At 65.0% G+C, this 24428-nt stretch carries 27 protein-coding genes; 22 read left to right on the top strand and 5 right to left on the bottom strand.

Going from position 1 to position 24428, the window contains the following annotated elements; translation table 11 throughout:
* The 4 genes from VFW84_RS06355 to VFW84_RS06340 all read right to left on the bottom strand — a co-directional run.
* The coding region (locus tag VFW84_RS06355) for a TCP-1/cpn60 chaperonin family protein (protein WP_329679599.1) at nt 1–354 on the bottom strand (354 nt) is incomplete at its 3' end.
* 48 nt (nt 355–402) lie between these two features.
* On the bottom strand, nt 403–693 hold the full coding sequence (locus tag VFW84_RS06350; protein WP_329679598.1) for a co-chaperone GroES: 291 nt from the start codon (nt 691–693) through the stop codon (nt 403–405).
* A gap of 191 nt (nt 694–884) precedes the next feature.
* On the bottom strand, nt 885–1418 hold the full coding sequence (locus VFW84_RS06345; RefSeq protein ID WP_329679597.1) for a peroxidase-related enzyme: 534 nt from the start codon (nt 1416–1418) through the stop codon (nt 885–887).
* Between the two features lie 51 nt (nt 1419–1469).
* Entirely contained in the window at nt 1470–2246 is a 777-nt protein-coding gene (locus VFW84_RS06340) for a hypothetical protein (protein ID WP_329679596.1), read from the bottom strand.
* A 103-nt stretch (nt 2247–2349) separates the two neighbouring features.
* Here VFW84_RS06340 and VFW84_RS06335 point away from each other — a divergent pair, with 103 nt between their 5' ends.
* The 9 genes from VFW84_RS06335 (at nt 2350) to fdx (ending at nt 10769) form a co-directional block, all read left to right on the top strand.
* Entirely contained in the window at nt 2350–3255 is a 906-nt protein-coding gene (locus VFW84_RS06335) for an AraC family transcriptional regulator (RefSeq protein ID WP_329679595.1), read from the top strand.
* Between the two features lie 84 nt (nt 3256–3339).
* Nucleotides 3340–5037: a GMC oxidoreductase gene (locus VFW84_RS06330; protein WP_329679594.1), complete on the top strand. Its 1698-nt coding sequence runs from the start codon at nt 3340–3342 to the stop codon at nt 5035–5037.
* Between the two features lie 136 nt (nt 5038–5173).
* Nucleotides 5174–5821, top strand: a complete 648-nt coding sequence (locus VFW84_RS06325; RefSeq protein ID WP_329679593.1) for a PEP-CTERM sorting domain-containing protein — start codon at nt 5174–5176, stop codon at nt 5819–5821.
* 281 nt (nt 5822–6102) lie between these two features.
* Nucleotides 6103–7332: an IscS subfamily cysteine desulfurase gene (locus tag VFW84_RS06320; protein WP_329679592.1), complete on the top strand. Its 1230-nt coding sequence runs from the start codon at nt 6103–6105 to the stop codon at nt 7330–7332.
* Between the two features lie 37 nt (nt 7333–7369).
* A complete protein-coding gene (iscU, locus tag VFW84_RS06315) occupies nt 7370–7819 on the top strand; it encodes a Fe-S cluster assembly scaffold IscU (protein WP_329679591.1) in 450 nt (149 codons plus the stop codon).
* 23 nt (nt 7820–7842) lie between these two features.
* Complete coding sequence (gene erpA, locus VFW84_RS06310) at nt 7843–8217, top strand: iron-sulfur cluster insertion protein ErpA (RefSeq protein ID WP_329679590.1); 375 nt, start codon at nt 7843–7845, stop codon at nt 8215–8217.
* A gap of 8 nt (nt 8218–8225) precedes the next feature.
* Nucleotides 8226–8549 carry an iron-sulfur cluster assembly protein IscA gene (iscA, locus tag VFW84_RS06305; RefSeq protein ID WP_329679589.1) on the top strand — a complete coding sequence of 108 codons (324 nt, stop codon included), beginning with the start codon at nt 8226–8228 and terminating at the stop codon, nt 8547–8549.
* A 13-nt stretch (nt 8550–8562) separates the two neighbouring features.
* Nucleotides 8563–10419 (top strand): Fe-S protein assembly chaperone HscA, encoded by a 1857-nt coding sequence (gene hscA / locus VFW84_RS06300; RefSeq protein WP_329679588.1) that lies wholly within the window; start codon nt 8563–8565, stop codon nt 10417–10419.
* 14 nt (nt 10420–10433) lie between these two features.
* Nucleotides 10434–10769 carry an ISC system 2Fe-2S type ferredoxin gene (gene fdx, locus VFW84_RS06295; RefSeq protein WP_329679587.1) on the top strand — a complete coding sequence of 112 codons (336 nt, stop codon included), beginning with the start codon at nt 10434–10436 and terminating at the stop codon, nt 10767–10769.
* A 398-nt stretch (nt 10770–11167) separates the two neighbouring features.
* Here fdx and VFW84_RS06290 read toward each other — a convergent pair whose 3' ends face one another.
* Complete coding sequence (locus tag VFW84_RS06290) at nt 11168–12667, bottom strand: amidase family protein (protein WP_329679586.1); 1500 nt, start codon at nt 12665–12667, stop codon at nt 11168–11170.
* 112 nt (nt 12668–12779) lie between these two features.
* On the opposite strand from VFW84_RS06290, the gene VFW84_RS06285 reads away from it, so the two are divergent.
* From VFW84_RS06285 to VFW84_RS06225, 13 genes are all read left to right on the top strand, one after another.
* Nucleotides 12780–13814 carry an AraC family transcriptional regulator gene (locus VFW84_RS06285; RefSeq protein ID WP_329679585.1) on the top strand — a complete coding sequence of 345 codons (1035 nt, stop codon included), beginning with the start codon at nt 12780–12782 and terminating at the stop codon, nt 13812–13814.
* Nucleotides 13815–14130: 316 nt separating this feature from the next.
* Nucleotides 14131–15699, top strand: a complete 1569-nt coding sequence (locus VFW84_RS06280; RefSeq protein ID WP_329679584.1) for a Fic family protein — start codon at nt 14131–14133, stop codon at nt 15697–15699.
* Between the two features lie 172 nt (nt 15700–15871).
* Nucleotides 15872–16504, top strand: coding sequence for a hypothetical protein (locus VFW84_RS06275; RefSeq protein ID WP_329679583.1), 633 nt, complete (start codon nt 15872–15874; stop codon nt 16502–16504).
* Nucleotides 16505–16692: 188 nt separating this feature from the next.
* Nucleotides 16693–17829 carry a homocitrate synthase gene (nifV, locus tag VFW84_RS06270; protein ID WP_329679582.1) on the top strand — a complete coding sequence of 379 codons (1137 nt, stop codon included), beginning with the start codon at nt 16693–16695 and terminating at the stop codon, nt 17827–17829.
* The gene (gene cysE, locus VFW84_RS06265) at nt 17826–18638 is read left to right on the top strand and encodes a serine O-acetyltransferase (RefSeq protein WP_414638908.1); all 813 of its coding nucleotides are present in this window, start codon (nt 17826–17828) and stop codon (nt 18636–18638) included. The genes nifV and cysE overlap by 4 nt, the downstream gene beginning before the upstream one ends.
* A gap of 5 nt (nt 18639–18643) precedes the next feature.
* Nucleotides 18644–19003, top strand: a complete 360-nt coding sequence (nifW, locus tag VFW84_RS06260) for a nitrogenase stabilizing/protective protein NifW (RefSeq protein ID WP_329679600.1) — start codon at nt 18644–18646, stop codon at nt 19001–19003.
* Between the two features lie 26 nt (nt 19004–19029).
* Nucleotides 19030–19878, top strand: a complete 849-nt coding sequence (locus tag VFW84_RS06255; protein ID WP_329679581.1) for an electron transfer flavoprotein subunit beta/FixA family protein — start codon at nt 19030–19032, stop codon at nt 19876–19878.
* A gap of 65 nt (nt 19879–19943) precedes the next feature.
* On the top strand, nt 19944–21044 hold the full coding sequence (locus tag VFW84_RS06250; protein ID WP_329679580.1) for an electron transfer flavoprotein subunit alpha/FixB family protein: 1101 nt from the start codon (nt 19944–19946) through the stop codon (nt 21042–21044).
* A gap of 32 nt (nt 21045–21076) precedes the next feature.
* A complete protein-coding gene (locus tag VFW84_RS06245) occupies nt 21077–22387 on the top strand; it encodes an FAD-dependent monooxygenase (RefSeq protein WP_329679579.1) in 1311 nt (436 codons plus the stop codon).
* 43 nt (nt 22388–22430) lie between these two features.
* Nucleotides 22431–22730, top strand: a complete 300-nt coding sequence (locus VFW84_RS06240) for a ferredoxin family protein (RefSeq protein ID WP_329679578.1) — start codon at nt 22431–22433, stop codon at nt 22728–22730.
* Between the two features lie 4 nt (nt 22731–22734).
* The gene (locus VFW84_RS06235; RefSeq protein WP_329679577.1) at nt 22735–23058 is read left to right on the top strand and encodes a (2Fe-2S) ferredoxin domain-containing protein; all 324 of its coding nucleotides are present in this window, start codon (nt 22735–22737) and stop codon (nt 23056–23058) included.
* Entirely contained in the window at nt 23055–23543 is a 489-nt protein-coding gene (locus VFW84_RS06230) for a hypothetical protein (RefSeq protein WP_329679576.1), read from the top strand. Before VFW84_RS06235 ends, VFW84_RS06230 begins: the two co-directional genes overlap by 4 nt.
* Nucleotides 23544–23640: 97 nt before the next feature.
* Nucleotides 23641–24261, top strand: coding sequence for a lysophospholipid acyltransferase family protein (locus VFW84_RS06225; protein WP_329679575.1), 621 nt, complete (start codon nt 23641–23643; stop codon nt 24259–24261).
* The last annotated feature ends 167 nt before the right edge of the window (nt 24262–24428 follow it).

The following is a 24428-nucleotide window of genomic DNA, read 5'->3' as shown; positions in this document are numbered from 1 at the left end:
GCGCTTGAGGTCCATCGGGTTCATGCCGGCGGCCACGTACTTCATGCCTTCGCGCACGATGGCCTGGGCCAGCACGGTGGCGGTGGTGGTGCCGTCGCCAGCGTTGTCAGAGGTCTTGGAAGCGACTTCCTTGACCATCTGGGCGCCCATGTTCATGAGCTTGTCCTTGAGCTCGATTTCCTTGGCCACGGACACACCGTCCTTGGTCACGGTGGGGGCGCCGAAGGAGCGCTCGAGCACCACATTGCGACCCTTGGGGCCCAGGGTGACCTTGACCGCATTGGCCAGGATGTTCACGCCTTCAACCATGCGAGCACGTGCTTCGCCGCCAAAGATGACGTCTTTTGCTGCCATTTTGTTTTCTCCGAATTCAGTAGATAGGGGTGTAGCCTGAGGGGACGATCACTTCGTCACGACGGCAAACAGGTCTTCTTCGCGCATCACCAGCAGCTCTTCGCCATCGACCTTGACGGTCTGGCCGGAGTACTTGCCGAACAGGACGCGATCACCCACAGCCACGTTCAGGGCCACAAAATCGCCCTTGTCATTGCGCTTGCCAGGGCCCACGGCCAGCACTTCACCCTGGTCGGGCTTCTCTGCCGCGTTGTCCGGGATGATGATGCCCAGGGCGGTCTTGGTTTCTTGTTCCAGGCGCTTGACGATCACGCGATCGTGCAGAGGACGCAGTTTCATGACTTCTCCTGTCTCTTGAGACATCGGTTTAACAATAACTCCAGGGTGAGTAAGCACTCACACAGAAGCAATCAGATGAGGGGTTGTGCTTCATGCGTCAGACGCATGCCACCACCGTTAGCACTCATTAGTGGTGAGTGCTAACGATTATAGGGACGGTCGGAGAAGTTTCAAGGGGGGGCGTGATGACCTTACTTCAGCGCCACCTTGGGAAAGTCCACCGGCACGCCCAGGGCCACATTGATGTAGTTCGTGTAGAGGTTCAGGGCCACGTGCGCCAGGATCTCGACGACCTGCTCATCCTGAAAGCCCACTTCGTGCAGCTCGGCCACATCGCCGTCGCTCACCTGGGCACGCTCGCTCACGACCTTGAGCGCAAAGCGCAGGGCGGCCGCCGTGCGGGGGTCATCAGAGTGGCCCGCCTGTGCTGCGGCCATCTCGGCCGCCGAGGCACCGGCCTGCTGGCCCAGCACGGTGTGAGCGGCCAGGCAGTACTCGCAACGGTTGCGGTTGGCGATGGCCACGGCGATCTGCTCGCCGAGCCGGGCGCCCAGGGTGCCGCCTCCCAGGGCACCAAAAGCCGCCCACATGCTTTGCAGCGCGGCCGGTGAGTTGGCCACGGCCTTGAACATATTGGGGGTGGCGCCAAAGGCCTGATGGATCTGGGTCAGGATGGGCTGGCTGGCAGCGGGGGCTTGCTGAGACTGGAGTGAGACACGAGACATGGTGTTTCCTTTCGGTGGTTGATCAGACAGGGGTTCAAAAAAAGCGCCGGCTCAGGGAAGGACCTTGCCCGGCAGGGACAGGTCGCCCGAGGCGACCTTGAACACATTGACGACACACAGCAGTGGGTTGTGCACGCTGGCGTTGACGCGCAGTGCGGCGGTCACGCCATCAAAGCGGGCGGCCTGGAGCACGGTGATGTCGTCGAAGGGCACGCGCACCTCGACGGTGTCGCGGCTGATGAGGGGCGACCAGCCCGGGCTGTCGATCAGGATGGGCAGGCCCGGCCAGGTCTTGGGCAGCCTGGGCTTGCTGCCCTCGGGGATGTCCACGACCTTGAGTGCGCCTTTGCCGCAAGCCTCGTCGGCCTGCAGCACCACCCAGTGCGAGTGCCACACCTGCCCGTCATTGGCGGCCTGGCCATCGCCGTTCTCGTCGAAGAGCGGGGTGTCATCGAAGTCCGGGTGCGAGGTCACTGCCAGCGCCAGGATGCCGCTCTTGGCCTCAAAGCCGACGACAGCAGGGTCCATCGACGTGGGCCACACATAAGAGAACACCTGGCTGCCCGCCAGCTTGCCCGACCGTGTCGGGCGCGTGACCCCCGCCTTGCCTGACACGGCCATGTGGAAGATGGCCGTGTTGCCCTCGGTGCGAACCTGGGTGTGGATGATGTCGAAGGCGGGTTTGTCGGCCTGCTTCGTGGCGGCGACCTGGATGCCGCCGTGGTGACCCGCCGGGTGGCGGTTGCCATGAGCGTGGACCGGAGAGCCCGTGAGGGACACCAGAGCCGCCGTGAGGGCTGTCAGGGCCAGGGTGAGATGTGTGCGCATGAACCGTCCTTGAAGTGTTGGGGTGAGGGCAGTATCTGGGCAAGATCGGGATTCATTGATACCATTCGTTCATCAATCCATCCATTTCGTACCAAATCAAACCATGAACGCCCCGCCCCCGGTGGACCGCCTGTCCGGCTTGCTGGAGCGCTTTCGTGTGCGGGCGCAGCTGTTTCACACCGGGGCGCTGTGTGGCCTGAGTCATTTCGACGCGGGTGAAGGGCGTGGCTACCTGCACGTGCTGCGACGCGGCACGCTGGAGGTGTCCCACCCGGGTGAACGGCGCCTGCCGCAGCGTCTGGCCTTTCACGAGCCCACCTTGTTGCTGTACGCACGGCCGCTCACGCACCGCTTTCACAACCCGCCCCAGGAGGGCTCGGACTTCACCTGTGCCCAACTGGTGTTCGAAGGCGGTGAGCACAACCCGCTGGCACGTGCCCTGCCCCCGCTGATCGCCGTGCCCTTGTCTCGCGTGGATGGCCTGGACGCGGCCCTGAGCCTGCTGTTTGCCGAGACCGATCGCGTGCGTTGCGGGCAGCGGCTGATGGCCGATCGTCTGTTCGAGGTGGTGCTGCTGCAACTGCTGCGCTGGTTGCTGGATCACCCGCACGAGGCCGGCATCCAGCCTGGCCTGATCACCGGCCTGTCCGAACCCCGCCTGGCACGCGCCCTGGTGGCCCTGCACGAATCGCCCGGGCAGGCCTGGACGCTGGAGCGCATGGCCGAGTGCGCCGGCATGTCGCGCACGGTGTTTGCCAACACCTTCCGCACCGTGGTGGGACAGACCCCGGCCGACTACCTGACGGACTGGCGCATCGCGCTGGCACAAACCCGTCTGCGAGAGGGGCGCTCAATCAAGCAACTGGCCGAGGAGCTGGGCTATGCCAACCCCTCGGCACTGTCGCGCGCGTTCGCGGCACGCACCGGGCAATCGCCTCGGGATTGGCTCAAGTCCACGGTGGCACCTGATTCAGGGGAGCACGTTTCCCCTAGGGGCATCGGTCAATAGTTGGCCGACACGGCTAATGTCTTGTCCACGCAGACCTCCTAGCATCGCGTCAACTTCCATCATCACGCACCGCAGGTACCCGACATGACAGACGACCGCCACAGCAACAACAAGGGCCAAACGCAAGGACTCAGCCGTCGCCAGTGGGGCCAGAGCGTTCTGACCGTGGGCGCCCAGTTGGGTCTGAGCAGCGTGGGCTTGCCCATGCGGGCCTTGAGCATGGGCGCGGTCACGGCGCCCACCCTGGGCCTGCTGATGACCGAAGACGCCTATGCCGCGCAGGCCGATGAGCACGTGCCCAACCTCGTCGTGGGCACCGGCTACGGTGGTGCGGTCACGGCCTTGCGCCTGGCACAACAGGGGCACCGCGTGACCATGCTGGAAATGGGCCGCCTGTGGAACACGCCCGGCAGCGACGGCAAGATCTTTTGCAAACCGTTCTCACCCGATGACCGCGCCATGTGGTTCAAGGACCGCATCACGGCCGTGTTCTCCACGGTGGCCGGCATCCTGCCCGTGAGCAGCCTGTTGAAGGTGCCCGTGGCCGCCGGCATCCTGGATGTGGTGTCCTCGCCCAATATGGATGTCTACCTGGGACGCGGCGTGGGTGGCGGCTCCCTGGTGAACCTGGCGATGCTGATCACGCCCTATCGTGACACCCTGCAACGCATCCTGCCCTCCAGCATCTCGATCGACGAGATGTACAACACTTACTACCCCCGTGCCCTGGCCGGCCTGCGTGGCAACCGTGTCCGCGCGGCCTACTTCCAGACCAGCGCCTACCACCGCTATGCCCGCGTGGCCTGCGCCCAGGCGGCCAAAGCCGGCATCCCCTGGCGCACGCTGGATTCAGGCTACGACATGGCCTATATGGAGAAGGAAGAAGCCGGCCTGGTACCCAAGTCCGCCTTGGGCAACGAAGGGGGCTTTGGCAACAACTACGGCAAGAGCAGCCTGGACAAGAACTACCTGGCCGAAGCCGTGGGCACCGGGCTGGTCCGCATCCAGCCACTGACCGAAGTCACCTCGGTCAGTCGCGCCAGCGATGGGCGCTACCAGGTGTCCACCAAGCAGATCGATGTGCTGGGCAACGTGCTGGCCACCCGGGTGATCAGCTGTGATCGCCTGTTCCTGGCTGGCGGCAGCATGGGCACCACGCAGTTGCTGGTCAAGGCCCGCGCCACCGGCACCCTGCCCCAACTCAACGAGCATGTCGGCACGCGCTGGAGCTCCAATGGCGAGATCTTCATGGTCCGCAATGTCTACACATCGACGGGCAGCAAGACCTCGGTGCTGCCGTGCACGGGCATCGATGCGGTGGACCACCGCGGGCAGAAGGTGTACTCGATGAACATCTGCATCCCGCTGGGCATCGACACCTTCTCCACCGCGCACATCACCATGACGCAGACACCCGAGCTGGGCCGCTTCACCTACGATGCCACGGCCCAGAAGTCGGTGCTGCAGTGGTCTGCCACGGCCAAGAACGAACCCATCACGAGCGCGCGCACCGTGTATGACCACATCAACAAGGTCAACGGCGCCACCTACAACAAGAGCTGGTTCGGCGGCAAGACGGTGGGCGACAACGCCACCTACCACCCGCTGGGCGGCTGCCCCATCGGCCTGGCCACGAGCGACATCGGCGAGGTCAAGGGCTACCCGGGCCTGTATGTGATGGATTCGTCGCTGTTCCCGGACTCCCTGGTGGCCAACCCGGCGCTGTCCACGGCCGCCATCGCCGAGCGCAACATCGAGCACATCATCGCCCAGATGGGGTGATCTGCACTGAAAGCCCCCAATCGAGGGGGCGCAACACACCCTTGTCCAATTTACACTTCTTTTCACAAAGGGAGTGAACCTGAACGTTCGGCACCTTTGATGTAAGTAAGTTTGTCAACTCCTTCAGGGTCAATCCATGAAAAAGCATTTCTCGCTGGCCATTCTGGCCGTCGCTTCGCTGTTCGCCGCCGCTGGCGCGTCCGCTGAAACCATCACCAAGGCACCGGACATCGGCAACTACTGGCAGCCCTTGGGCAATTCCGGCACCCGGATCTACGCCGACAGCTTCATCGCCCCCGTCACCGGCACGGTGACGGAACTGGGCCTGTGGCTGCGTGGTGGCCCCTCCGATCTGAAGTTCCAGATCTACGGTTCGGTGGGTGGTCTGGCCGCCAATGGCCCTGACTCCAGCACCGCCCTGGTGACCTCGGGCATCATCGCCGGCCAGACGCTGAGCGATCTGACCTACGTCTCTGCCACGCCTGTGTCCAGCGCTACGCTGACCGCTGGCCAGACCTACTGGTTCGCCGCCACGGGCGTGGGCTTGTCCGCCATCTCGTCGTACAACGTCGGTGGCCACACGCAGAACAGTGGTGGCATCGTCGACAACGGCACGTTCTGGTATTCCAACGCTGCAGACGGCCTGTCCTTTGACGGTCGCGGCTTGACCCCCGAAATGGCCTTCCAGGTCACCATGACCTCCGCCGTGCCCGAGCCCGAAAGCATCGCGCTGGTGCTGGCTGGTCTGGTCGTCGTGGCCGGTGTGGCTCGCCGTCGCGCCTGAGCGTCTGCCCCCAGGCACTGATCAGTGCAAGCCCCGTGTGCTTCGGCGCACGGGGCTTTTTTCATGGGCTCTCCGCCTCTGTGAGCAGGGGCAGAAACCTCACGCGACAAACACGACAAACCACACACCCCAGCCCCCTGCCTCAGAAGTGATTTTCCCGAGACAAATCAAAATACATCATCAAAATCAAGCACTTGCAAAACAGGCCAGGCATGGCATTCAAGTTGCAATGAGGACCCCAACTCACAGAGCAGCACCCGCTGCGAGGTGGAAGGAGCCCCATGACCGCCCTGTACGTGCCCGCCAAGCGCCCCGTGTACCTGGACTACGCCGCCACCACCCCGGTGGACCAGCGCGTGGCCAGCAAGATGATCCCCTACCTGTGCGAGCGTTTCGGCAACCCGGCCAGCCGCTCCCATGCCTACGGTTGGGCCGCCGAAGAAGCGGTGGAGATCGCCCGTGAACAAGTCGCCCTGCTGATCGGCGCCGACCCGCGCGAGATCGTGTGGACCTCCGGGGCCACCGAGAGCAACAACCTGGCCATCAAGGGGGCCGCCCAGTTCTACCAGGGCCGGGGCCGCCACCTGGTCACCCTGGCCACCGAGCACAAGGCCGTGCTGGACACCATGCGCGAGATGGAGCGCGCCGGCTGGGAGATCACCGTGCTGCCCGTGCAGGACAACGGCCTGGTCGACCCGGAGCTGTTCGCCGCCAGCCTGCGCCCCGACACCGTGCTGGCCTCGGTCATGTTCGTCAACAACGAGACCGGGGTCATCCAGGACATCGAGACCCTGGGCCAGCTGTGCCGCCGCCAGGGCGTGCTCTTTCATGTGGATGCGGCCCAGGCCACCGGCAAAGTCGCCATCGATCTGAGCGTGCTGCCCATCGACCTGATGTCCATGTCGGCCCACAAGAGCTATGGCCCCAAGGGCATCGGCGCGCTCTATGTGCGCCGCAAGCCCCGCGTGCGCATCGAAGCGCTGATGCACGGCGGGGGGCACGAGCGCGGCATGCGCTCAGGCACCCTGCCCACGCACCAGATCGTCGGCATGGGTGAGGCCTTCCACATCGCTGCGCGCGACATGGGCACCGAGCTTGAACGCATCCGCACCTTGCGCGATCGCCTGTGGGCCGGCCTGCAGCAGATCGAGCAGGTCCACCTCAATGGCGATGCCGTGCGGCGCACGCCCAACCACCTCAATGTCAGCTTCAACTATGTGGAGGGCGAGTCCCTGCTCATGGGCATGAAGGACATTGCCGTGTCGTCGGGGTCGGCCTGCACCTCGGCCAGCCTGGAGCCCAGCTATGTGCTGCGCGCCATGGGCCGCAGCGATGAGCTGGCCCACAGCTCGGTGCGTTTTTCCATCGGCCGCTACACCACGGCCGAGGAGATCGATTTCACCATCGCGCGCGTCACCGAGGTGGTCCACAAGCTGCGCGACCTGAGCCCCCTGTGGGACATGGTGCGCGCCGGCATCGACCTCGACAGCATTCAGTGGGCCGCGCACTGACGGCCCCATCCACAGACCTCTTTTCAGGAGCACAGAGATGGCATACAGCGACAAGGTCATTGAGCACTACGAGAACCCGCGCAACGTGGGCTCCTTCGGCGCCGACGAAGAGGGTGTGGCCACCGGCATGGTGGGCGCGCCAGCCTGCGGCGACGTCATGAAGCTGCAGATCAAGGTCAACCCCAGCACCGGCGTGATCGAAGACGCCCGCTTCAAGACCTATGGTTGTGGCTCGGCCATCGCGTCGAGCTCGCTGGTCACCGAGTGGGTGCGCGGCAAGACCCTGAGCGAAGCCCTGGAGATCAAGAACACCCAGATCGCCGAGGAGCTCTCCCTGCCCCCCGTGAAGATCCACTGCTCCATCCTGGCCGAAGACGCCATCAAGGCGGCCGTGGCCGACTACAAGGCCAAGCAATCCGGCCAGTCGATCTCCATGGGCAGCGGCACCGTCACGCTGCCCGACCAGGCCATTTGTCAACCCAACTGAGCTTTCAGCACAAGGACACGATCATGGACACCTCCCTCGCCTCTCCCGCCGTGGCCGACCTGCCGCCCGCCACCCCCCTGAACTTCAGCAGCGCCGCCGCCGCCAAGGTGGCCGAGCTGATCGCCGATGAGGGCAACCCCAACCTCAAGCTGCGCCTGTACGTCACCGGCGGCGGCTGCTCGGGTTTCTCGTACGGCTTTGCCTTTGACGACCAGATGAACGACGACGACACACGCATCGACAAAGATGGCGTGACCATGGTCGTAGACATGATGAGCCTGCAGTACCTGGTGGGCGCCGACATCGACTACGAGGACGGTCTGGAAGGCTCGCGCTTCGTGATCCACAACCCCAATGCCCAGACCACCTGCGGTTGCGGCAGCTCCTTCTCGATGTGAGGTGTGCCATGGCCATCACCATGACTGACAGCGCCGCCCGCCACGTGCAGCGCTCGCTGAGCAAACGCGGCAAGGGCGTGGGGCTGCGGCTGGCCGTCAAGACCAGTGGCTGCTCGGGCCTGGCCTATGCCATCGAGTTTGCCGACGAGGCCCTGCCCGAGGATGTGAGCTTCGAGAGCCACGGCATGCAACTGCTGGTCGACGCCCGCAGCCTGCCCTTCCTGGACGGCACGCAACTGGACTTCGTGCGCGAAGGACTCAACGAGGGCTTCAAGTTCCACAACCCCAACTCCAAGGCCGAGTGCGGCTGCGGGGAGAGCTTCGCCGTCTGAAAGGACTCTGGTCATGGCATTGCTGCAAATCGCGGAACCGGGGCAAAGCGCGGCGCCCCACCAGCACCGACTGGCAGCAGGCATCGACCTGGGAACCACCAACTCGCTGATCGCCAGCGTGCTCAGCGCGGTGCCCACGCCCCTGCGAGATGACACCGGCACCGCCCTGCTGCCCTCGGTGGTGCGCTATCACGCCGACGACGCGCTGGGCTTGAGCGTGGGTCAGGCGGCCCTGGAAGCACAAGGGGTCGACCCGCTCAACACCATCGCCTCGGTCAAACGCCTGATGGGCCGCACCCTGAGCGACGTGATGCAGTCCGGGGCGCCCGCCTACCGCCTGATCGATCAGCCCGGCATGGTGGCCATCGACACGGTGGCGGGGATCAAATCGCCCATCGAGGTGTCAGCCGACATCCTGCGCGCGCTCAAGGCCCGCGCCGAGGCCTCGCTGGGCGGCGAATTGACCGGCGTGGTCATCACCGTGCCGGCCTACTTTGACGACGCCCAGCGCCAGGCCACCAAGGACGCCGCACGCCTGGCGGGCCTGCACGTGCTGCGCCTGCTCAACGAGCCCACGGCCGCGGCCATCGCCTACGGCCTGGACAAGGGCGCCGAAGGCGTGTTTGCGGTCTATGACCTGGGGGGCGGCACCTTCGATGTGTCCATCCTGCGTCTCACACAGGGTGTGTTCGAGGTGCTGTCCACCGGGGGCGATTCGGCCCTGGGTGGGGATGACTTCGACCGCGTCATCGCGCACTGGCTGGCCGAGCAGCAGCAACATGACTGGGCCCAGCTCTCGGCCCTGGAGCAGCAGCACCTGCTGATCTGTGCGCGCGCAGCCAAGGAGGCCCTGTCCACCTTCGATGCTGTGGACGTGGCGGGTGTGACCCTGACAGGCGAGGCCTTTGCCGATCTGAGTGCCCACCTGATCCACAAGACCCTCAGCGCCACGCGGCGCGCCCTGCGCGATGCGCAGTTGGGCATCGACGAGGTCGATGGCGTGGTGCTGGTCGGAGGCTCCACCCGCATGCCCGTGGCACGCCGCGCGGTGGCCGACTTCTTTGGCAAGGAGCCGCTGAGCGACATCAATCCTGACGAGGTCGTGGCCCTGGGCGCGGCCATCCAGGCCAACGCCCTGGTGGGCAATCGCCAAGGTGATGAGGCCTGGCTGCTGCTGGATGTGTGTCCCTTGTCGCTGGGCCTGGAGACCATGGGCGGCCTGGTCGAAAAGATCATCCCCCGCAATGCCACCTTGCCTGCGTCACGCGCGCAGGAGTTCACCACCTTCAAGGACGGCCAGACAGCCATGTCCCTGCACGTGCTGCAGGGCGAGCGCGAGGCGGTCAAGGATTGCCGCTCGCTGGCGCGCTTCGAGTTGCGCGGCATCCCGCCCATGGTGGCGGGTGCTGCGCGCATCCGCGTGACCTTCCAGATCGATGCCGATGGGCTGCTGTCGGTCACGGCGCGCGAGCAAAGCAGCGGCGTGCAGGCCCATGTGGAGGTCAAGCCCTCGTATGGCCTGAGCGACGATCAGATCGCCGCCATGCTGCAAGACAGCGTGGGGCGTGCCGAGGCGGACATGGCCTTGCGCATGCTGCGCGAGGCCCAGGTCGATGCCCGGCGCCTGCTGGATGCCACCGAAGCGGCCCTGCATGAAGACGGTGCGGCCCTGCTGTCGCCGACCGAGCGACAGCACATTCACGATGCCATGAACCTGGTGGCCGATCGGCTGGAGACAGAGGCCCCCACCGACGAGGTCAAGGCGGCCTGCCAGGCGCTCAACATGGCCACCAGCGGCTTTGCGGCGCGGCGCATGGACGCCAGCATCCGCAAGGCGCTGTCGGGCCGCATCCTCGAATCCATCACCTGAAGAAGCTGATCACCATGCCCCAGGTCACCGTCCTGCCCCATGCCGAGCTGTGCCCTGAGGGGCAGCGCTTTGAGGTCAAGCCCGGGGCCTCCTTGTGCGAGGCCTTGCTCAAGCACTGCGTGGCCATCGAACATGCCTGCGACATGGTGGCGGCCTGCGCCACCTGCCATGTGCTGATCCGATCGGGGGGCGACACCTTGGCCGAGCCCGACGACGACGAGAACGACCAGCTCGACAACGCCTGGGGCCTGGAGGCCTGCTCGCGCCTGGCCTGCTGCGTGAAGCTCAAGGACGGGGACATCACGGTGGCCTTGCCCAGGCACAGCCGGAATCATGCGAGGGAGAAGTGACGTTTCCCCGTGGAGCGACTCCGCACGGTGTGCCCGCCGACGTCGGTTCACTGGCTTGGTCAACGCTGCGCGTTGACTCCCCTGCGGTGCTCACAGCCGCCTTCGGGTCCTCGAACTCGCCCTGCGGGCTCAGACAATCGGACCCGGCGCGCCAAGGCGCGCACCAGTCGGCCGTTGCGCTCCTCGGCAAGCCAGAGGCCCTCCGCCGGCGGGCACACCGTGCTGCGTGGGGAGGGTTGGGGAAAGGTGCGGGAGTCGGCTGGAACGGTCATTGGGTCGCTTGCTTGGCTGTCAGGTCAAGGCTGGGTGCAGACGCTCAGAGTCGTAGTGACTAGGGGCCACTTCCAGCACACAGCCCTCTCTGCAGACCAGTGGGCATTTTTCGCCAGATGCTGCGCTTACCGCCGCCCCGCCATCGGCGCCAACACCTCTCCTCGCATCTCGGACAACAACTTTGCAAACTGGATGGTCTTCCGGTCCTCGTAGGGGGCGCCGATGATCTGCACATTGACCGGCAGCCCTTCCGATGTTCGAGCGACCGGTGCGCTGGTGGCGGGCAGGCCCAGCACTGTGGCAGGGGCAATCCACATGAAGAGGTCGCTGTAATGGCGGGAGCGACCCTCGACCATCAGCTTGCGTGTGGCGAAGAGCGAGGCGTCGTGGGGGAAGGCTGTTGTCATCGTGGGGGGAGCCAGGATCACATCGTATTGCTCAAAGGCGGCCATGAACCGTTCTCGCAGAACGAGCGATTCTTCGATCACGTTCAGCCAACGGCTGTGGCTCATGGTCATGCCTTCCACGAACTTGTCGATGCATTTGGGCGAATCCATGACCTTCGCCAACGTCCGCAGCAAAGCCGGCGTCCAGCCCATGGCCGGCGCCACCATGCCCTTTGCCATCCGCTCACCTCTCGTCAGCCAGGCCTTCATCAGTGCGCCCATCTGCAAGGTGTAGTTGGGGTAAAGGTCCATGAGTCCCAGGTTTGCAGGGGCGCCGCGGCTCACTTTGGCCCCTGCTTGTGAAAGCTGCGCAGCAAGGTTCCCGTACGCGCTGGCCAGGCGCGAATCAATGGGGCAATCGTCGTCTTCTGTCCACATCAATACCCGGAAATCAGCCAGACGATCGTGCCTCGGTGGCGGAAGATCCAGTCGCCAGCCGGGCTGCGTGCCGGGTGGAGGCACAGTGATGATGTCCAGCAAAAGCGCGAGATCGTCTGCGCTGCGCGCCATGGGTCCGGCCACCCCGAGGTCCGGCTCCCCGATGTGCCCTGGGTCGGCCGGGACGTGGCCGCGCATCGAGATCATCCCGTGCGTGGTCTTGTGTCCATAGACCCCACAGAAGTGTGCTGGAATGCGGATCGACCCGCCGATGTCGCTGCCGACCTCCAATGGTGTGAAGCCGCATGCAAGCGCTGCGGCCGCACCACCAGATGAGCCGCCCGTGGTCAGCTCTGGCGCCCATGGGTTACGGCTAAGACCGTAGACCGGATTGTCGGTCTGGATGTCCAGCGCCTTGTAAGGCACATTGGTTTTGCCAAAAATGATGGCGCCTGCTTGCTGGAGCCGCTGCACCACGGGCGCAGGCTGCTGCGGGCGGTGGTTGGCGTACTCTGGTGCCCCTGCGGTACAAGGCATGCCGGGCACTTCCCAAGTGTCCTTGATCGTCATCGGCAGGCCATGCAGCGGCCCCCAACACTCGCCCCGAAGGATGGCGGCATCCGCCTCTTCGGCTCGGATGCGTGCCTGCTCCAGGGCAACCGCAACCACGGCATTGACGGCGGCATTGCGGTCTTTGATCCTGGACAGATGCTGCTCCAGCAGATCTCGGCTTCCCAGGCGTCCGGCAGCCAAACCCTTGGCGAGATCCCTGGCGCTTTGCAAGTTGTCGGTGGCACTCATCCTCGGCGGTCCTTCTCATTGGCGACGCGGGATTGTTGACGTGTGGCACGGCACGGCGTGAGAGCCTCTGCGGCCATAATGCTTGTCAATTTCGGCCAACCATTCACGACCGATGCCCTCATCCGAGAACGAATCCATGCCCGTAGTCACGGTTCCTGCGCTGTTCACGCGCAGCTACCTGGCGTTGGCAGAGGAATATGGGCATGCGCGACAGCAGATCCTGCGACGCGCTGGGATCTCGGCTTCGCGCATCGCATCGGGACATGAGTTGTCGATGCCCGAATACCTGTGCCTGCTGAGCACCGTCGGAGACTTGCTAGGGCCTCAGGTGTGCATTGGCGTTGAGATGGGCTGGCGGATCCCGCCGACGGCGTTAGGGCCGCTGGGCGCGGCCGTGTTGTCCAGCCAGACAGGGCGCGATGCCCTCGCTTTGTGCCGCCGTTTCTGGCGCTTCTATGGCATGGGGCTGACGCTGAGCATATCGAGCGTCGACAGCGTCTGCACGCTGTCTTTTCAAATACAGCCAGCCTTGGTCCCGGCCGAACACCGCCATACAGTGCTGGAGGCCATGGTGGCTGGCTTTGCCCGGGGCATCCTGGGCCTGCACCGTGGTGCGCCAGAGGACATTGTCATCTGGTTCGATTTCGACAAGCCGCCGTGGGCCAAATCGGTGCGCGATCGTTTGGGCAACGTCCACTGGGGCATGCCGGCATGCTGCATCCGTCTTCCCGAGCACGTGCTGGATGCCCCGCTTCCGAACGCCAGTGCGCTGGCGTTGAACGACGCATTAAGCCAATGCGTGCAGCTGGAGCGGCTGCTGGGTAAGCGCATGGACGACATCGCAGAACGGGCGCGACACGAGTTGGTGCGGCAGGTCGACGGCTACCCCAGTTTCGAGGCTTTGGCCGAACGGCTGCACATGAGCACCCGGACCTTGCGTCGCCGGCTGCGTGATCAGGGGGTGGGCTACATGGACCTTCTCAACATGGCGCGCCGCAGAGATGCCCTGTCGTTGCTGAAGCGCCCAGTGTTGGAGGTGGCGCAGATCGCTCAGATGCTGGGCTATGCCGACCCTGCGAACTTCACCCGTGCGTTCAAGCAATGGACAGGGCTCACGCCCAGTGCCTGGCGAGCAAGGCTGTCTTGAGCTGCCCGCCACGACTTGCACGCATCTGGTTCTGGCCCATCGGCGTTTCATCGCTGAAGGTATTGTTGACCGCGCAAGATTTCACAGGCTTGAGGCGACGAGGCAATGGCTCGAGCGGGAAGGCCTAGCGAAGGTCTGCACCCGCTGCACAGCAGCCCACCCGCCGCGAAAACGATCGACCTGGCCATCGAACCTCGGCACCTGTTCTCGATGAAACACATGAAAACCTAGCCAAGACAACTCACAATATCCTAGCGTTGACACTTCAAAATATCCTAGCTATGATCCAACACGATCCCCTAGCTCCGGAAGAATCATGGCTGCTGAAACGCCCTCCCAGCGCCGACTGGCCAAAGCGCTGATCTCCTTGAAGCGCCTGCAGGACAGTGGACTGATGGTGCTGCGCACGAGCGAGCTGAGCAGGGATGACCGCGAGGCCTTGGTCAACGCTGGCTTCTTGAAGTTGGTCATCAAGGGCTGGTACATGCCCTCTCGGCCTGGAGAAAGCGACGGCGAGACGACAGCTTGGTATGCCAGCGCGAACGCCTTCATCGCCCGATACTGCGAAGAAAGATTCGGCAGCGACTGGTGTGTCGGTGCCGATCACTCGATCCGCATACACGCGGGGAACACCTCCTTGCCCGCGCAGGTGGTTGTGAACGCACCGGCCGGCGGGAACTCGGTCGTCAAGTTGCCAGCCGGACACACCATCCTTGACTACAGGGCGAAGGACTTCCCGGCCCCTGGCAATCGCACGACCGTTGGCGAACTGCGAGCCATGACGCTCGAGCACGCGCTGGTGCGCGTGTCGGAGGCCTTCTTTCGGACCTACGCGCGTGACGCCCAGATCGCGCTGTTGGGCCTGAAGGACGGCAGCGTCCTAGCCAGGCAACTGCTCGACGGCAGCCACAGCGTCATTGCCGGCCGATTGGCCGGTGCCCTGAGAGCCTGCGGCCGGGACGAGATCGCCGACGACATCCTGTCCACCATGAGAAGCGTCGGCCACGCGGTGACCGAAAACAACCCATTCGCTGCTCCCCCACCGACGCTGAAGATGCTTCGCGGTGAGTCACCCTACGTGACACGTATCCGGCTAATGTGGGAGGCGATGCGCGGCGATGTCATCGCAGCCTTTCCGCCGGAGCCGGGGCTGCCAGCCGCGCCAGCGGACTACATGGCTGCGGTCAAGGACATGTATGTGCGCGACGCCTACAACTCACTGTCCATCGAGGGTTATCGCGTCACGAACGAACTCATCGAGCGCGTCGCCAAGGGTGGCTGGCATCCAGAGGAGAACGAAGCCGACGCGCAATCGCGCGATGCCATGGCCGCGCGTGGCTACTACCAGGCGCGCCTTGAGGTCGAGGCCTCCATCGGCAGGATTCTGGCCGGCTCGAACGCAGGGATCGTCGCATCACGAGATCACAGAGTCTGGTACCGCGAGCTCTTTGCGCCCAGCGTAACCGCCGGGCTTTTGAAACCCCAGGACCTGGCTGGATACCGCGGGCACCAGGTCTACATACGAAATGCGGCACATGTGCCGCCACCGGTTGACGCCGTGCGCGACATGATGCCGGCCTTGTTCGACCTGCTGGAGTCCGAGCCGCAGGCCTGTGTTCGGGCCGTTCTGGGGCACTTCGTGTTCGTATTCACGCACCCCTATCCCGATGGCAACGGCCGGATGGGTCGATTCCTGATGAACGCCATGATGGCCTCGGGCGGCTATCCGTGGACGGTCATCGAGCTAGAACGCCGCAGCGAGTACATGGCTGCCCTGGAAGAGGCGAGCTCTCGCGAGAACATCGTGCCCTTTGCTGAGTTCATCGCCTCCAGCATGCGGCGTGAGCTCAAGCTCACCAAGGCCCAGGGCAGGCGGTCGGGGTGACTGCCCTCACGCTCTACCCCCACATGACCCCCCCAAAGGACAACCCCCTCAATACCGGTCATATTTCACGACCACACAACCGGCCTGACGCCCATACTCACCCACAGCCTGAGGCCACCTCCCCTATGCTGTTGGGAGCACCGAAGATGTCCACACCTCGTGTTTGAGCATCATGCAAAGCCCCCCAGCCATCACCCGCATCGCCAGCATCGACAAGACACGTCCTCACAAGCTGGCCATGCCACCCGATGAGGACGCCACCCTGTCGCCCGTGCTGATCTACCAGTACCTGGACAACGGTGAGTTCGCGGAAGTCCCCAACCAGCCCGACAACCAGACGCCCGGTGTGCTCGCGCAAGGCATCCGCCTGCGGCAAGCCCAGTTCCTGCGCATGGCCGCGGACGCCCTGACCACCAAAGGCTCGCCCGACTGGCAACGACAATTCGAACACGACAACGCGATGCGGCAGGCCCAGGACATGGCCGAACGCGCCAAGGTCTACGACGAGCTGGAACAGGCCATGTGCAGCGGCTACCTCAGCAGCGGCCTGCCACTGCCCGACCGCGTCCACTACGCCCGCACCCGGGAAGCCCTGGCCGAGTACCTGGCGACCAAACCCGAGCGCGACGCCATGCGCGATGCGATCTCCGACCCCGCCTCCTGCAGGGCCTGGGAGATCATCGAACAACAGGCTGAAGTCAGCCTGCAGTACGCCTACTTCTTCGACACCAGCGACATCCACAGCCGCGAACAATGTCGGCGCATCAGTGCGGTGGAGATCTTCCAGCGGCTCCAAACCGACTGACACCTCCTGCGATGTGGGTGATCCGACAAATGGCGCAAACCCGACAAGGCCCCTCCAGCGCCGCAACACCGCCATAAAACCCAATCAAATCAGCACCTTAGACAACAGATCGGATCGATAAAACACTGGCACAGCGCTTGCAATCCAGGCATCAGGCATCCCTCCTTCAACCAGCCTGAGCCCGCGCCATGCACAGTGCGATCATCAACGACACGACCCTGCGAGACGGTGAACAGACCGCAGGCGTGGCCTTCACGGTGGCAGAAAAATGCGCCATCGCCCAGGCCTTGTCGGATGCCGGCGTGCCCGAGATGGAAGTGGGCATTCCCACCATGGGCGACGGCGAGATCGAGTCCATCCACACCCTGGCCACCATGGGTCTCAAGAGCCGGTTGATGGTCTGGGGCCGCATGTGCGAGACCGACGTCATGGCCGCCCTGCGCTGCCATGTGGACATCGTCCACCTGTCCATCCCCGCCTCCGACATCCACCTGCGGCACAAGCTCCAGCAGTCGCGTCAGTGGGCCTTGGCGCAAGTCGAACACTGTGTCGGCACGGTCCGCGATACAGGACACGAGGTGTCGGTGGGCTTCGAAGACGCCTCACGCGCCGACCCCGCCTTCCTGGCCGAACTCGCCCTGCAGGCGCAGCGCTCGGGGGCCCGCCGCATCCGCTTTGCCGACACCCTGGGGGTGCTCGATCCCTTCTCGACCTTCGACGCCATCGCCCGCCTGCGCCATGCGGTGAACATGGAGATCGAGATCCACGCCCACAACGACCTGGGCCTGGCCACCGCCAACACCCTGGCCGCCCTGCGCGCGGGGGCCACCCACGCCAGCACCACCGTCAACGGCCTGGGCGAGCGTGCCGGCAACGCCGCCCTGGAAGAAGTGGTGATGGGCCTGCGCCACCTGCACGGCCTGGACTGCGGCGTGCGCACCACCGATCTGTTCGCCATCTCGCAACTGGTGGCGCGCGCGTCGGGCCGGCCGGTCGCCGCCAACAAAAGCATCGTCGGTGAAGCCGTGTTCACCCACGAATCGGGCATCCATGTCGACGGACTGCTCAAGCACCCCGGCAACTATGAAGGGTTCGATCCGGCCGAAGTCGGCCGCGAGCGCCGCACCGTGCTGGGCAAGCATTCCGGTTCACGCGCCGTGCGCGTGGCCTATCAGGCCCTGGGCCTGCGCGTGATCGACCCGCAGGTGCAGCCCCTGCTCGATCGCATCCGTGCGCATGCTGTGCGCACCAAATGTTCACCCACCCCGGCGGATCTTCAGCGCTTCTTCCTGGAAGCCAGCGTGTCAGAGGGGCAACCCTCATGAAGCGCGATGACCCCCTCCACCTGGCCCTGCCCACCATGCGCGATGCCGCCGATGTCCCCCTGAGCTGGTGGGCCCTGTTGCGCGAGGACGTGGCCTGCGTGCTGGAGCGCGATCCCGCCGCCCGCACGCGCTTCGAAGTCTGGACCATCTACCCCGGCGTGCAGGCCGTGGCCCTGTACCGCCTGGCACACGCGCTGTGGCTGGGTGGCTGGCGCTACCTGCCACGCTGCCTGTCCTTCCTGGCACGCGGCTTCACCAATGTGGACATCCACCCCGGCGCACGCATCGGCCGGCGCTTCTTCATCGATCATGGCGCCGGCGTGGTCATCGGCGAGACGGCCGAGATCGGCCACGACGTCACGCTCTACCACGGCGTCACCCTGGGAGGCACCACCTGGAGCCCCGGCAAGCGCCACCCCACCCTGGGCGATGGCGTCATCGTGGGCGCGGGCGCCAAGATCCTGGGGCCCATCACCCTGGGGGCCCGCACACGGGTGGCCGCCAACTCCGTGGTGATCGACAACGTGCCCGAGGCCGCCACCGTGGTGGGCATCCCCGGCCGCGTGGTCGTGCGCCAGAACCTGCGCCCATCGGCCACCCAGGGCGCCATGCCCGTGGACCTCAACCACCACCTGATCCCCGACCCGGTCGGCAAGGCCATCGCCTGCCTGCTCGACCGCATCCATGAGCTGGAGGTCGAGCTGCGCCTGATGAAAGGCGAGCGGCCCCTGCCCGCCGACGATGGTGCCTGTCATGCCTGCGACGACACCTGTGCTCAACCCACCTTCAGCCACCGAAACGGAGCCTGACCATGATGGACAACCTCACCTTGCAACTGCAAAAGCTCTCGTCGGCCGAAGACTTCCTGAGCTTCTTCGGCGTGCCCTTCGACGCCTCGGTCGTGCATGTCAGCCGACTGCACATCCTCAAGCGCTTCTACCAGTACATCCGCCAGGAGCCCGACCTGACCCAGCACGACGAACAGGCGCTCTACGCCGTCTACCGCGATCTGCTGGTGCGGGCCTACGGCGATTTCGTCAAGTCCACACCGGCCCAGGAGAAGGTCTTCAAGGTCTTCCAGGATGTCGACGGCCACCAGCATGTGTCCCTGCAAAGCCTCAAGGCCTCGCTGCCGGGCACACCCGCCAAGGCGGTCCAGCGCCAGAGCGCCTGAACCCCATCGCCACAGGAGCATTCACCATGCACATCGTTGTCTGCATCAAGCAGGTTCCGGACTCCGCCCAGATCCGCGTACACCCGGTCACCAACACCATCATGCGCCAGGGGGTGCCGGCCATCGTCAACCCCTACGACCTGTTCTCGCTGGAAGAAGCCCTGCGCCTCAAAGACAAGTTCGGCGGCAAGGTCACCGTGATCTGCATGGGCCCGCCCCAGGCCGAAGAGGCCCTGCGCAAGTGCGTGTCCTTCGGGGCCGACGATGCCGTGCTGGTGACCGATCGCGCCTTTGCGGGCGCCGACACCCTGGCCACCTCCTACGCGCTGGCCGCAGCCATCCGCAAGCTCCACAGCGAGCAGCGCGTGGACATCGTCTTCACCGGCAAGCAGACCATCGATGGGGACACCGCCCAGGTGGGCCCCGGCATCGCCAAACGCATGGGCCTGCAGTTGCTGACCTATGTGTCGCGCATCGTCGAGACCGATGTCGAGGGCGGCTCCATCACCGTGGAGCGCCGTGGCGAAGGGGGCGTGCAGGTGCTCCAGACCCGCCTGCCCGCGCTGATCACCATGCTGGAGAACACCAACGAGATGCGCTTCGCCTCGCTGCCCGCCATGATCCACGCCGCTGCCTACCAGGTGCGCAAGTGGAACAAAGAAGACGCAGGCATTGAAGACCTCAGCAAGATCGGTCTGAAGGGCTCGCCCACGGTGGTGAGCCGGGTGTTCGGCCCCACCCCGCGCAGCGAGAAGGCCGAGATGCTGGTGGTCGACAAGTCCAGCCTGCGCGACATCTCCCTGACCTTGCTGCAGTCCATCTTCACGCGCCACCCCACGCTGGAGCAGGATCTGGTGGACAAGCTCAGCGCCTGAGCCCGCACCACGCACCGTCCCTTCCCACACCACACGCTGTCATCACCCTGATCCGGAGAACCCCCATGAGCGACGCTGCAAAAGCCCCCCTCAAGCCCGCCGGCCGTGGACGCAACCTCGAACTGTCGGACGAACTCAAGGCCTACAAAGGGGTCTGGGTCTTCATCGAGCACGAGCGCGGTCACGCGCACAGCGTGTCCTGGGAACTGCTGGGTGAGGGCCGCAAGCTGGCCGACCAGTTGGGATCGCCCTTGTGCGGCGTGGTGCTGGGCGGGCCCGACGAGGACCTCGACACCTTCGCCAAGGAGGCCCACACCTTCGGTGCCGACCATGTCTACATCATGCGCGACACGGTGCTCAACGGCTACCGCAACGAGCCGTTCACCAAGGGCCTGACCGACCTGGTCAACAAGTACAAGCCGGAGATCGTGCTGCTGGGCGCCACCTCGCAAGGACGCGATCTGGCGGGCTCGGTGGCCACCACCTTGCTGACCGGCCTGACCGCCGACTGCACCGAGCTGGCCATCGACCCCAACACCCGTGCCCTGGCCGCCACCCGGCCCACCTTCGGTGGATCCTTGCTGTGCACCATCATGACCCTGGCCTATCGCCCCCAGATGGCCACCGTGCGTCCGCGCGTGATGGCCATGCCCCGCGCTGACGCCACACGCACTGGCACCACCAGCGAAGACACCCTGGGCCTGATCGAAACCCACATCGTCACCAAGCTGCTGGACTTCATCGCCGATGCGAACTCCAGCAAGATCAATCTGCCCTATGCCGACGTCATCGTCAGCGGCGGCAAGGGCTTGAAGAACCCCGACAACTTCAAGCTGGTGTTCGACCTGGCGCGGGTGCTGGGTGGCGAGGTGGGCGCCACCCGGCCCTGCGTCCAGGCCGGCTGGGTCGAGGCCGACCGCCAGGTGGGCCAGACGGGCAAGACCGTGCGGCCCAAGCTCTACATCGCCGCGGGCATCTCGGGTGCGATCCAGCACCGCGTGGGCATGGAGGCCTCGGATGTCATCGTGGCCATCAACACCGACCCCAACGCCCCCATCTTCGACTTTGCGCACTACGGCATCGTGGGCAACGCCATGCAGGTGCTGCCCGCCCTGACCCAGGCCTTCCAGGCCCACCTGGACCAGCGCGTCCGCAAGGTGGCCTGATCCCTCACCCATCGCTCACGCCCGGAGGCACCATGAACGTCAACAAGCAATTCGATGCCATCGTCGTGGGGGCCGGCCCCTCCGGCAACGCGGCGGCCTACACCCTGGCCAAGGCCGGCCTGAAGGTGCTGCAGATCGAGCGGGGCGAATACCCCGGCTCCAAGAACGTGCAGGGCGCCATCCTGTATGCCGACGCGCTGGAGCGCATCATCCCCGACTTCCGGGAAGACGCCCCCCTGGAGCGCCACATCATCGAGCAGCGCATGTGGGTGCTCGATGACGAGTCCTTCGTGGGCAGCCACTTCCGCAGCGAGGACTACAACAAGCCGCCCTACAACCGCTACACCATCATCCGCGCCCAGTTCGACAAGTGGTTCAGCGCCAAGGTGCGTGAGGCCGGTGCCTTGCTGATCTGCGAGACCACGGTGCAGAGCCTGATCATGGACGGCGACAAGGTGGTGGGGGTGCGCTGCGACCGCGAGGCGGGCGATGTCTTTGCCGATGTCGTCATCCTGGCCGATGGTGTCAACAGCACCCTGGCCCGCAAGGCGGGCTTCCATGGCGAGATCAAGGCAGGCAACGTGGCCCTGGCCGTCAAGGAGATCCACTTCATGCCCGAAGAGCTGATCCAGCAGCGCTTCAACATCAAGGGCGATGAAGGCGTGGTCATCGAGATGGTGGGCAAGATCACCGACGGCATGATGGGTACAGGCTTTCTGTACACCAACAAGGACTCGATCACGCTGGGCATCGGCTGCATGCTCTCGGACTTCAAGAAGAACGAGAACAAAACCTCGCCCTACCAGTTGCTCGAACAAATGAAGCGCCATCCGTCCGTCGCGCCGCTGATCCAGGGCGGCGAGATGAAGGAGTACTGCGCCCACCTCATCCCCGAGGGCGGCTTCTTCGCCATCCCCAAGGTCTATGGCCACGGCTGGATGATCGTGGGCGACTCGGGCGGCTTTGTAAACGCCGTGCACCGCGAGGGCTCCAACCTGGCCATGACCACGGGCCGTCTGGCGGCGGAGACCATCATCCACGCCAAGGCGGCAGGCAAGCCCATGGTCGAGTCCACGCTCAAGGCCTACCAGAAGGCACTGGACGAGAGCTTCGTGATGAAGGACCTCAAGAAGTACCGCGACATGCCCAAGGTCTTCCACGAGAACCCGCAGTTCTTCACCACCTACCCCGAGCTGCTCAACCGCGCAGCCCGCACCATGGTCACCGTGGACAACATCGACAAGAAGACCAAGGAGCGCGAGATCTTCTCGAGCTTCAAGACTGCGCGCAGCTTCACCGGTCTGGTGGGCGATGCCTTCAAGCTCTGGCGCGCCTTCCGCTGACACCCCCTGCGTCCACACCCACCGACCTCAGGAGCACATCACCATGACGCCGATCTCCGTGAACGTGGAAGACAAGCTCTTCCAGAACCGCTACAAGGTGGACGCCGGCCGGCCCCACATCAAGATCAAGGATGCCGAGGTCTGCCGCACCGACTGCAAGGATCGCTCGTGCACCTTCGTGTGTCCGGCCAGTTGCTACAAGACCGAAGGCAATGGCGCCGTGACCCTGATCACCGATGGCTGCCTGGAGTGCGGCAGTTGCCGCATCATCTGCTCCGAGCACAGCAATGTCGAGTGGGAGTACCCGCGCGGCGGCCACGGCATCCTCTTCAAGTTCGGGTGAGACCATGGCACGTCCTGACCGCAATGTCTTCGTGTGCGCCCAGCAGCGCCCCCCCGGCCACCCCCGTGGCTGCTGTGCCGCCGTGGGCGGCCAGGCCGTGCTGCAGGCCTTCTGGAAAGAGCAGCAGGCCCGCCAGGCCTACGAGCAGGTCGGCATCACCTACTCAGGCTGCCTGGGGCCATGTGATGGTGGCGTGAACGTGCTCGTGTTCCCCGACAGCGTGCTCTACCAGCGCGTCAAGCCCGAGGATGTGGCCGAGATCTTCGACAAGCACCTCATCGGCGGTGAGGTGGTCACCCGCCTGGCGGCCTCCGGGGGCACGTGGTGAACATCCTGACGGGCGAGTCATCGACCGACCTGTTCGGTGGCGATGTGCCACCGCAGGTCAAGGCCCTGGTGGAGCAGGCGCGGGTGGCCGAGACACCGGGCCGGGCCCTGGCCCTGTTGTGGACAGCCCAGGTCTGCGCGCCCAACTGTCCGTCGCTGTACTACCTGCTCTACAAGCTGCACGCCCGCCATGGCGACTACGACCAGGCCGAACAGGCGGCGCTGCGCGGCCTGGAGGTCGCGGCCGAGCAGGCCCATCTGCCCGATGACTGGCGAGCCGTCACGGCCGGAATGGCCGACTTTGAGGCCCCCGGCGCCGCGCGCTTCTGGCTGTTCACGCTCAAGGCCCTGGCCTTCATCCGCCTGCGGCTGCAGGACGTGGACGCCGCACGGCTCTACTTGAGCAAGGTGCTGGAGCTCGACCCGCAAGGGGGCACGGGGGCCGGTGTGATCGAGGCCCTGATCGCGGGCAGCCAGGGCGGCTGAACCCGCCTCGTCTCCCCAGCGGCAGATGCCCCAGATGCCGCGACAATGCGGGCATGGACACGATCACACACGCCATCGCCATCAACGTTGGGGCCGCATGAAACGCGCCGCCATCCAGCTGTACGGTGTCATCGTGGCCAGCCTGTTCTGGCTGGTCTGGCGCTTCTTGCGTTTCACCGTGAGGGTCCGGCACGTTCATGCACCGCCTGAGGCGCAAGCCACGGTGGACTGCGCCTGGCACGAGGCCCTCATGCCCTACTTCCTGGGGGCCATGCCCTATCGCCGGCATTATGTGTGGATGAACCATCCCGCCTGGTACATGAAGGGCATCCACATCTTCCTGAAGTGGGTCGGCGTTCGCACCCTGGTGCTGGGCTCCTCCGGCCATGGCGGTCGTCAAGCCTTGCAGGCGCTCATTCACTTGCTGCGACAGGGTGCCAGCACCTTCCTCAACCCCGATGGACCCTATGGCCCTGCACACGTGGTCAAGGATGGGGTGCTGGACCTGGCCGAACAATCCGGTGTGCCTGTGGTGGCCATCCACGTCAGGTGTCACCGTGCCTGGCGCATCCCCACCTGGGACCGCAAATGGATCCCCCAACCCGGCAGCCGGGTCGAGCTGATCTACAGCCCCCCTTGGGTCGTCACCCCCGACAACCGGGAAGCCGTGCGACGCCGCATTGAAAGTCATCTTCAAGGATGGGACCTGTCGGCGTGACTCAGGCACGACGGCGCACCGACAGCCGCAAACCCATGGCCAGCAAGAGCAATCCCACCGGCAGGGCGTAGATCAGATCGACGGGCACCCGCTTGCCATAGGCCACCAGAAAACTCAGCCACAGGTAGTGGCTGCCCCAGGTGTGCAAGCGCGACCACCAGATCGGG

Origin of the sequence: Aquabacterium sp. (genome assembly GCF_036279655.1) — a bacterium.
Lineage (GTDB): Bacteria > Pseudomonadota > Gammaproteobacteria > Burkholderiales > Burkholderiaceae_C > Aquabacterium.
The sequence above is the reverse complement of the archived record's forward strand: the minus strand, read 5'-3'. Positions and strand labels throughout refer to the sequence as shown.

What these genes read in the sequence shown, in the direction of transcription:
- VFW84_RS06350 (WP_329679598.1), bottom strand. Translation starts at nt 693, where the DNA reads ATGAAACTGCGTCCTCTGCACGATCGCGTGATCGTCAAGCGCCTGGAA.
- VFW84_RS06345 (WP_329679597.1), bottom strand. Translation starts at nt 1,418, where the DNA reads ATGTCTCGTGTCTCACTCCAGTCTCAGCAAGCCCCCGCTGCCAGCCAG.
- VFW84_RS06340 (WP_329679596.1), bottom strand. Translation starts at nt 2,246, where the DNA reads ATGCGCACACATCTCACCCTGGCCCTGACAGCCCTCACGGCGGCTCTG.
- VFW84_RS06335 (WP_329679595.1), top strand. Translation starts at nt 2,350, where the DNA reads ATGAACGCCCCGCCCCCGGTGGACCGCCTGTCCGGCTTGCTGGAGCGC.
- VFW84_RS06330 (WP_329679594.1), top strand. Translation starts at nt 3,340, where the DNA reads ATGACAGACGACCGCCACAGCAACAACAAGGGCCAAACGCAAGGACTC.
- VFW84_RS06325 (WP_329679593.1), top strand. Translation starts at nt 5,174, where the DNA reads ATGAAAAAGCATTTCTCGCTGGCCATTCTGGCCGTCGCTTCGCTGTTC.
- VFW84_RS06320 (WP_329679592.1), top strand. Translation starts at nt 6,103, where the DNA reads ATGACCGCCCTGTACGTGCCCGCCAAGCGCCCCGTGTACCTGGACTAC.
- iscU (WP_329679591.1), top strand. Translation starts at nt 7,370, where the DNA reads ATGGCATACAGCGACAAGGTCATTGAGCACTACGAGAACCCGCGCAAC.
- erpA (WP_329679590.1), top strand. Translation starts at nt 7,843, where the DNA reads ATGGACACCTCCCTCGCCTCTCCCGCCGTGGCCGACCTGCCGCCCGCC.
- iscA (WP_329679589.1), top strand. Translation starts at nt 8,226, where the DNA reads ATGGCCATCACCATGACTGACAGCGCCGCCCGCCACGTGCAGCGCTCG.
- hscA (WP_329679588.1), top strand. Translation starts at nt 8,563, where the DNA reads ATGGCATTGCTGCAAATCGCGGAACCGGGGCAAAGCGCGGCGCCCCAC.
- fdx (WP_329679587.1), top strand. Translation starts at nt 10,434, where the DNA reads ATGCCCCAGGTCACCGTCCTGCCCCATGCCGAGCTGTGCCCTGAGGGG.
- VFW84_RS06290 (WP_329679586.1), bottom strand. Translation starts at nt 12,667, where the DNA reads ATGAGTGCCACCGACAACTTGCAAAGCGCCAGGGATCTCGCCAAGGGT.
- VFW84_RS06285 (WP_329679585.1), top strand. Translation starts at nt 12,780, where the DNA reads ATGCCCTCATCCGAGAACGAATCCATGCCCGTAGTCACGGTTCCTGCG.
- VFW84_RS06280 (WP_329679584.1), top strand. Translation starts at nt 14,131, where the DNA reads ATGGCTGCTGAAACGCCCTCCCAGCGCCGACTGGCCAAAGCGCTGATC.
- VFW84_RS06275 (WP_329679583.1), top strand. Translation starts at nt 15,872, where the DNA reads ATGCAAAGCCCCCCAGCCATCACCCGCATCGCCAGCATCGACAAGACA.
- nifV (WP_329679582.1), top strand. Translation starts at nt 16,693, where the DNA reads ATGCACAGTGCGATCATCAACGACACGACCCTGCGAGACGGTGAACAG.
- cysE (WP_414638908.1), top strand. Translation starts at nt 17,826, where the DNA reads ATGAAGCGCGATGACCCCCTCCACCTGGCCCTGCCCACCATGCGCGAT.
- nifW (WP_329679600.1), top strand. Translation starts at nt 18,644, where the DNA reads ATGGACAACCTCACCTTGCAACTGCAAAAGCTCTCGTCGGCCGAAGAC.
- VFW84_RS06255 (WP_329679581.1), top strand. Translation starts at nt 19,030, where the DNA reads ATGCACATCGTTGTCTGCATCAAGCAGGTTCCGGACTCCGCCCAGATC.
- VFW84_RS06250 (WP_329679580.1), top strand. Translation starts at nt 19,944, where the DNA reads ATGAGCGACGCTGCAAAAGCCCCCCTCAAGCCCGCCGGCCGTGGACGC.
- VFW84_RS06245 (WP_329679579.1), top strand. Translation starts at nt 21,077, where the DNA reads ATGAACGTCAACAAGCAATTCGATGCCATCGTCGTGGGGGCCGGCCCC.
- VFW84_RS06240 (WP_329679578.1), top strand. Translation starts at nt 22,431, where the DNA reads ATGACGCCGATCTCCGTGAACGTGGAAGACAAGCTCTTCCAGAACCGC.
- VFW84_RS06235 (WP_329679577.1), top strand. Translation starts at nt 22,735, where the DNA reads ATGGCACGTCCTGACCGCAATGTCTTCGTGTGCGCCCAGCAGCGCCCC.
- VFW84_RS06225 (WP_329679575.1), top strand. Translation starts at nt 23,641, where the DNA reads ATGAAACGCGCCGCCATCCAGCTGTACGGTGTCATCGTGGCCAGCCTG.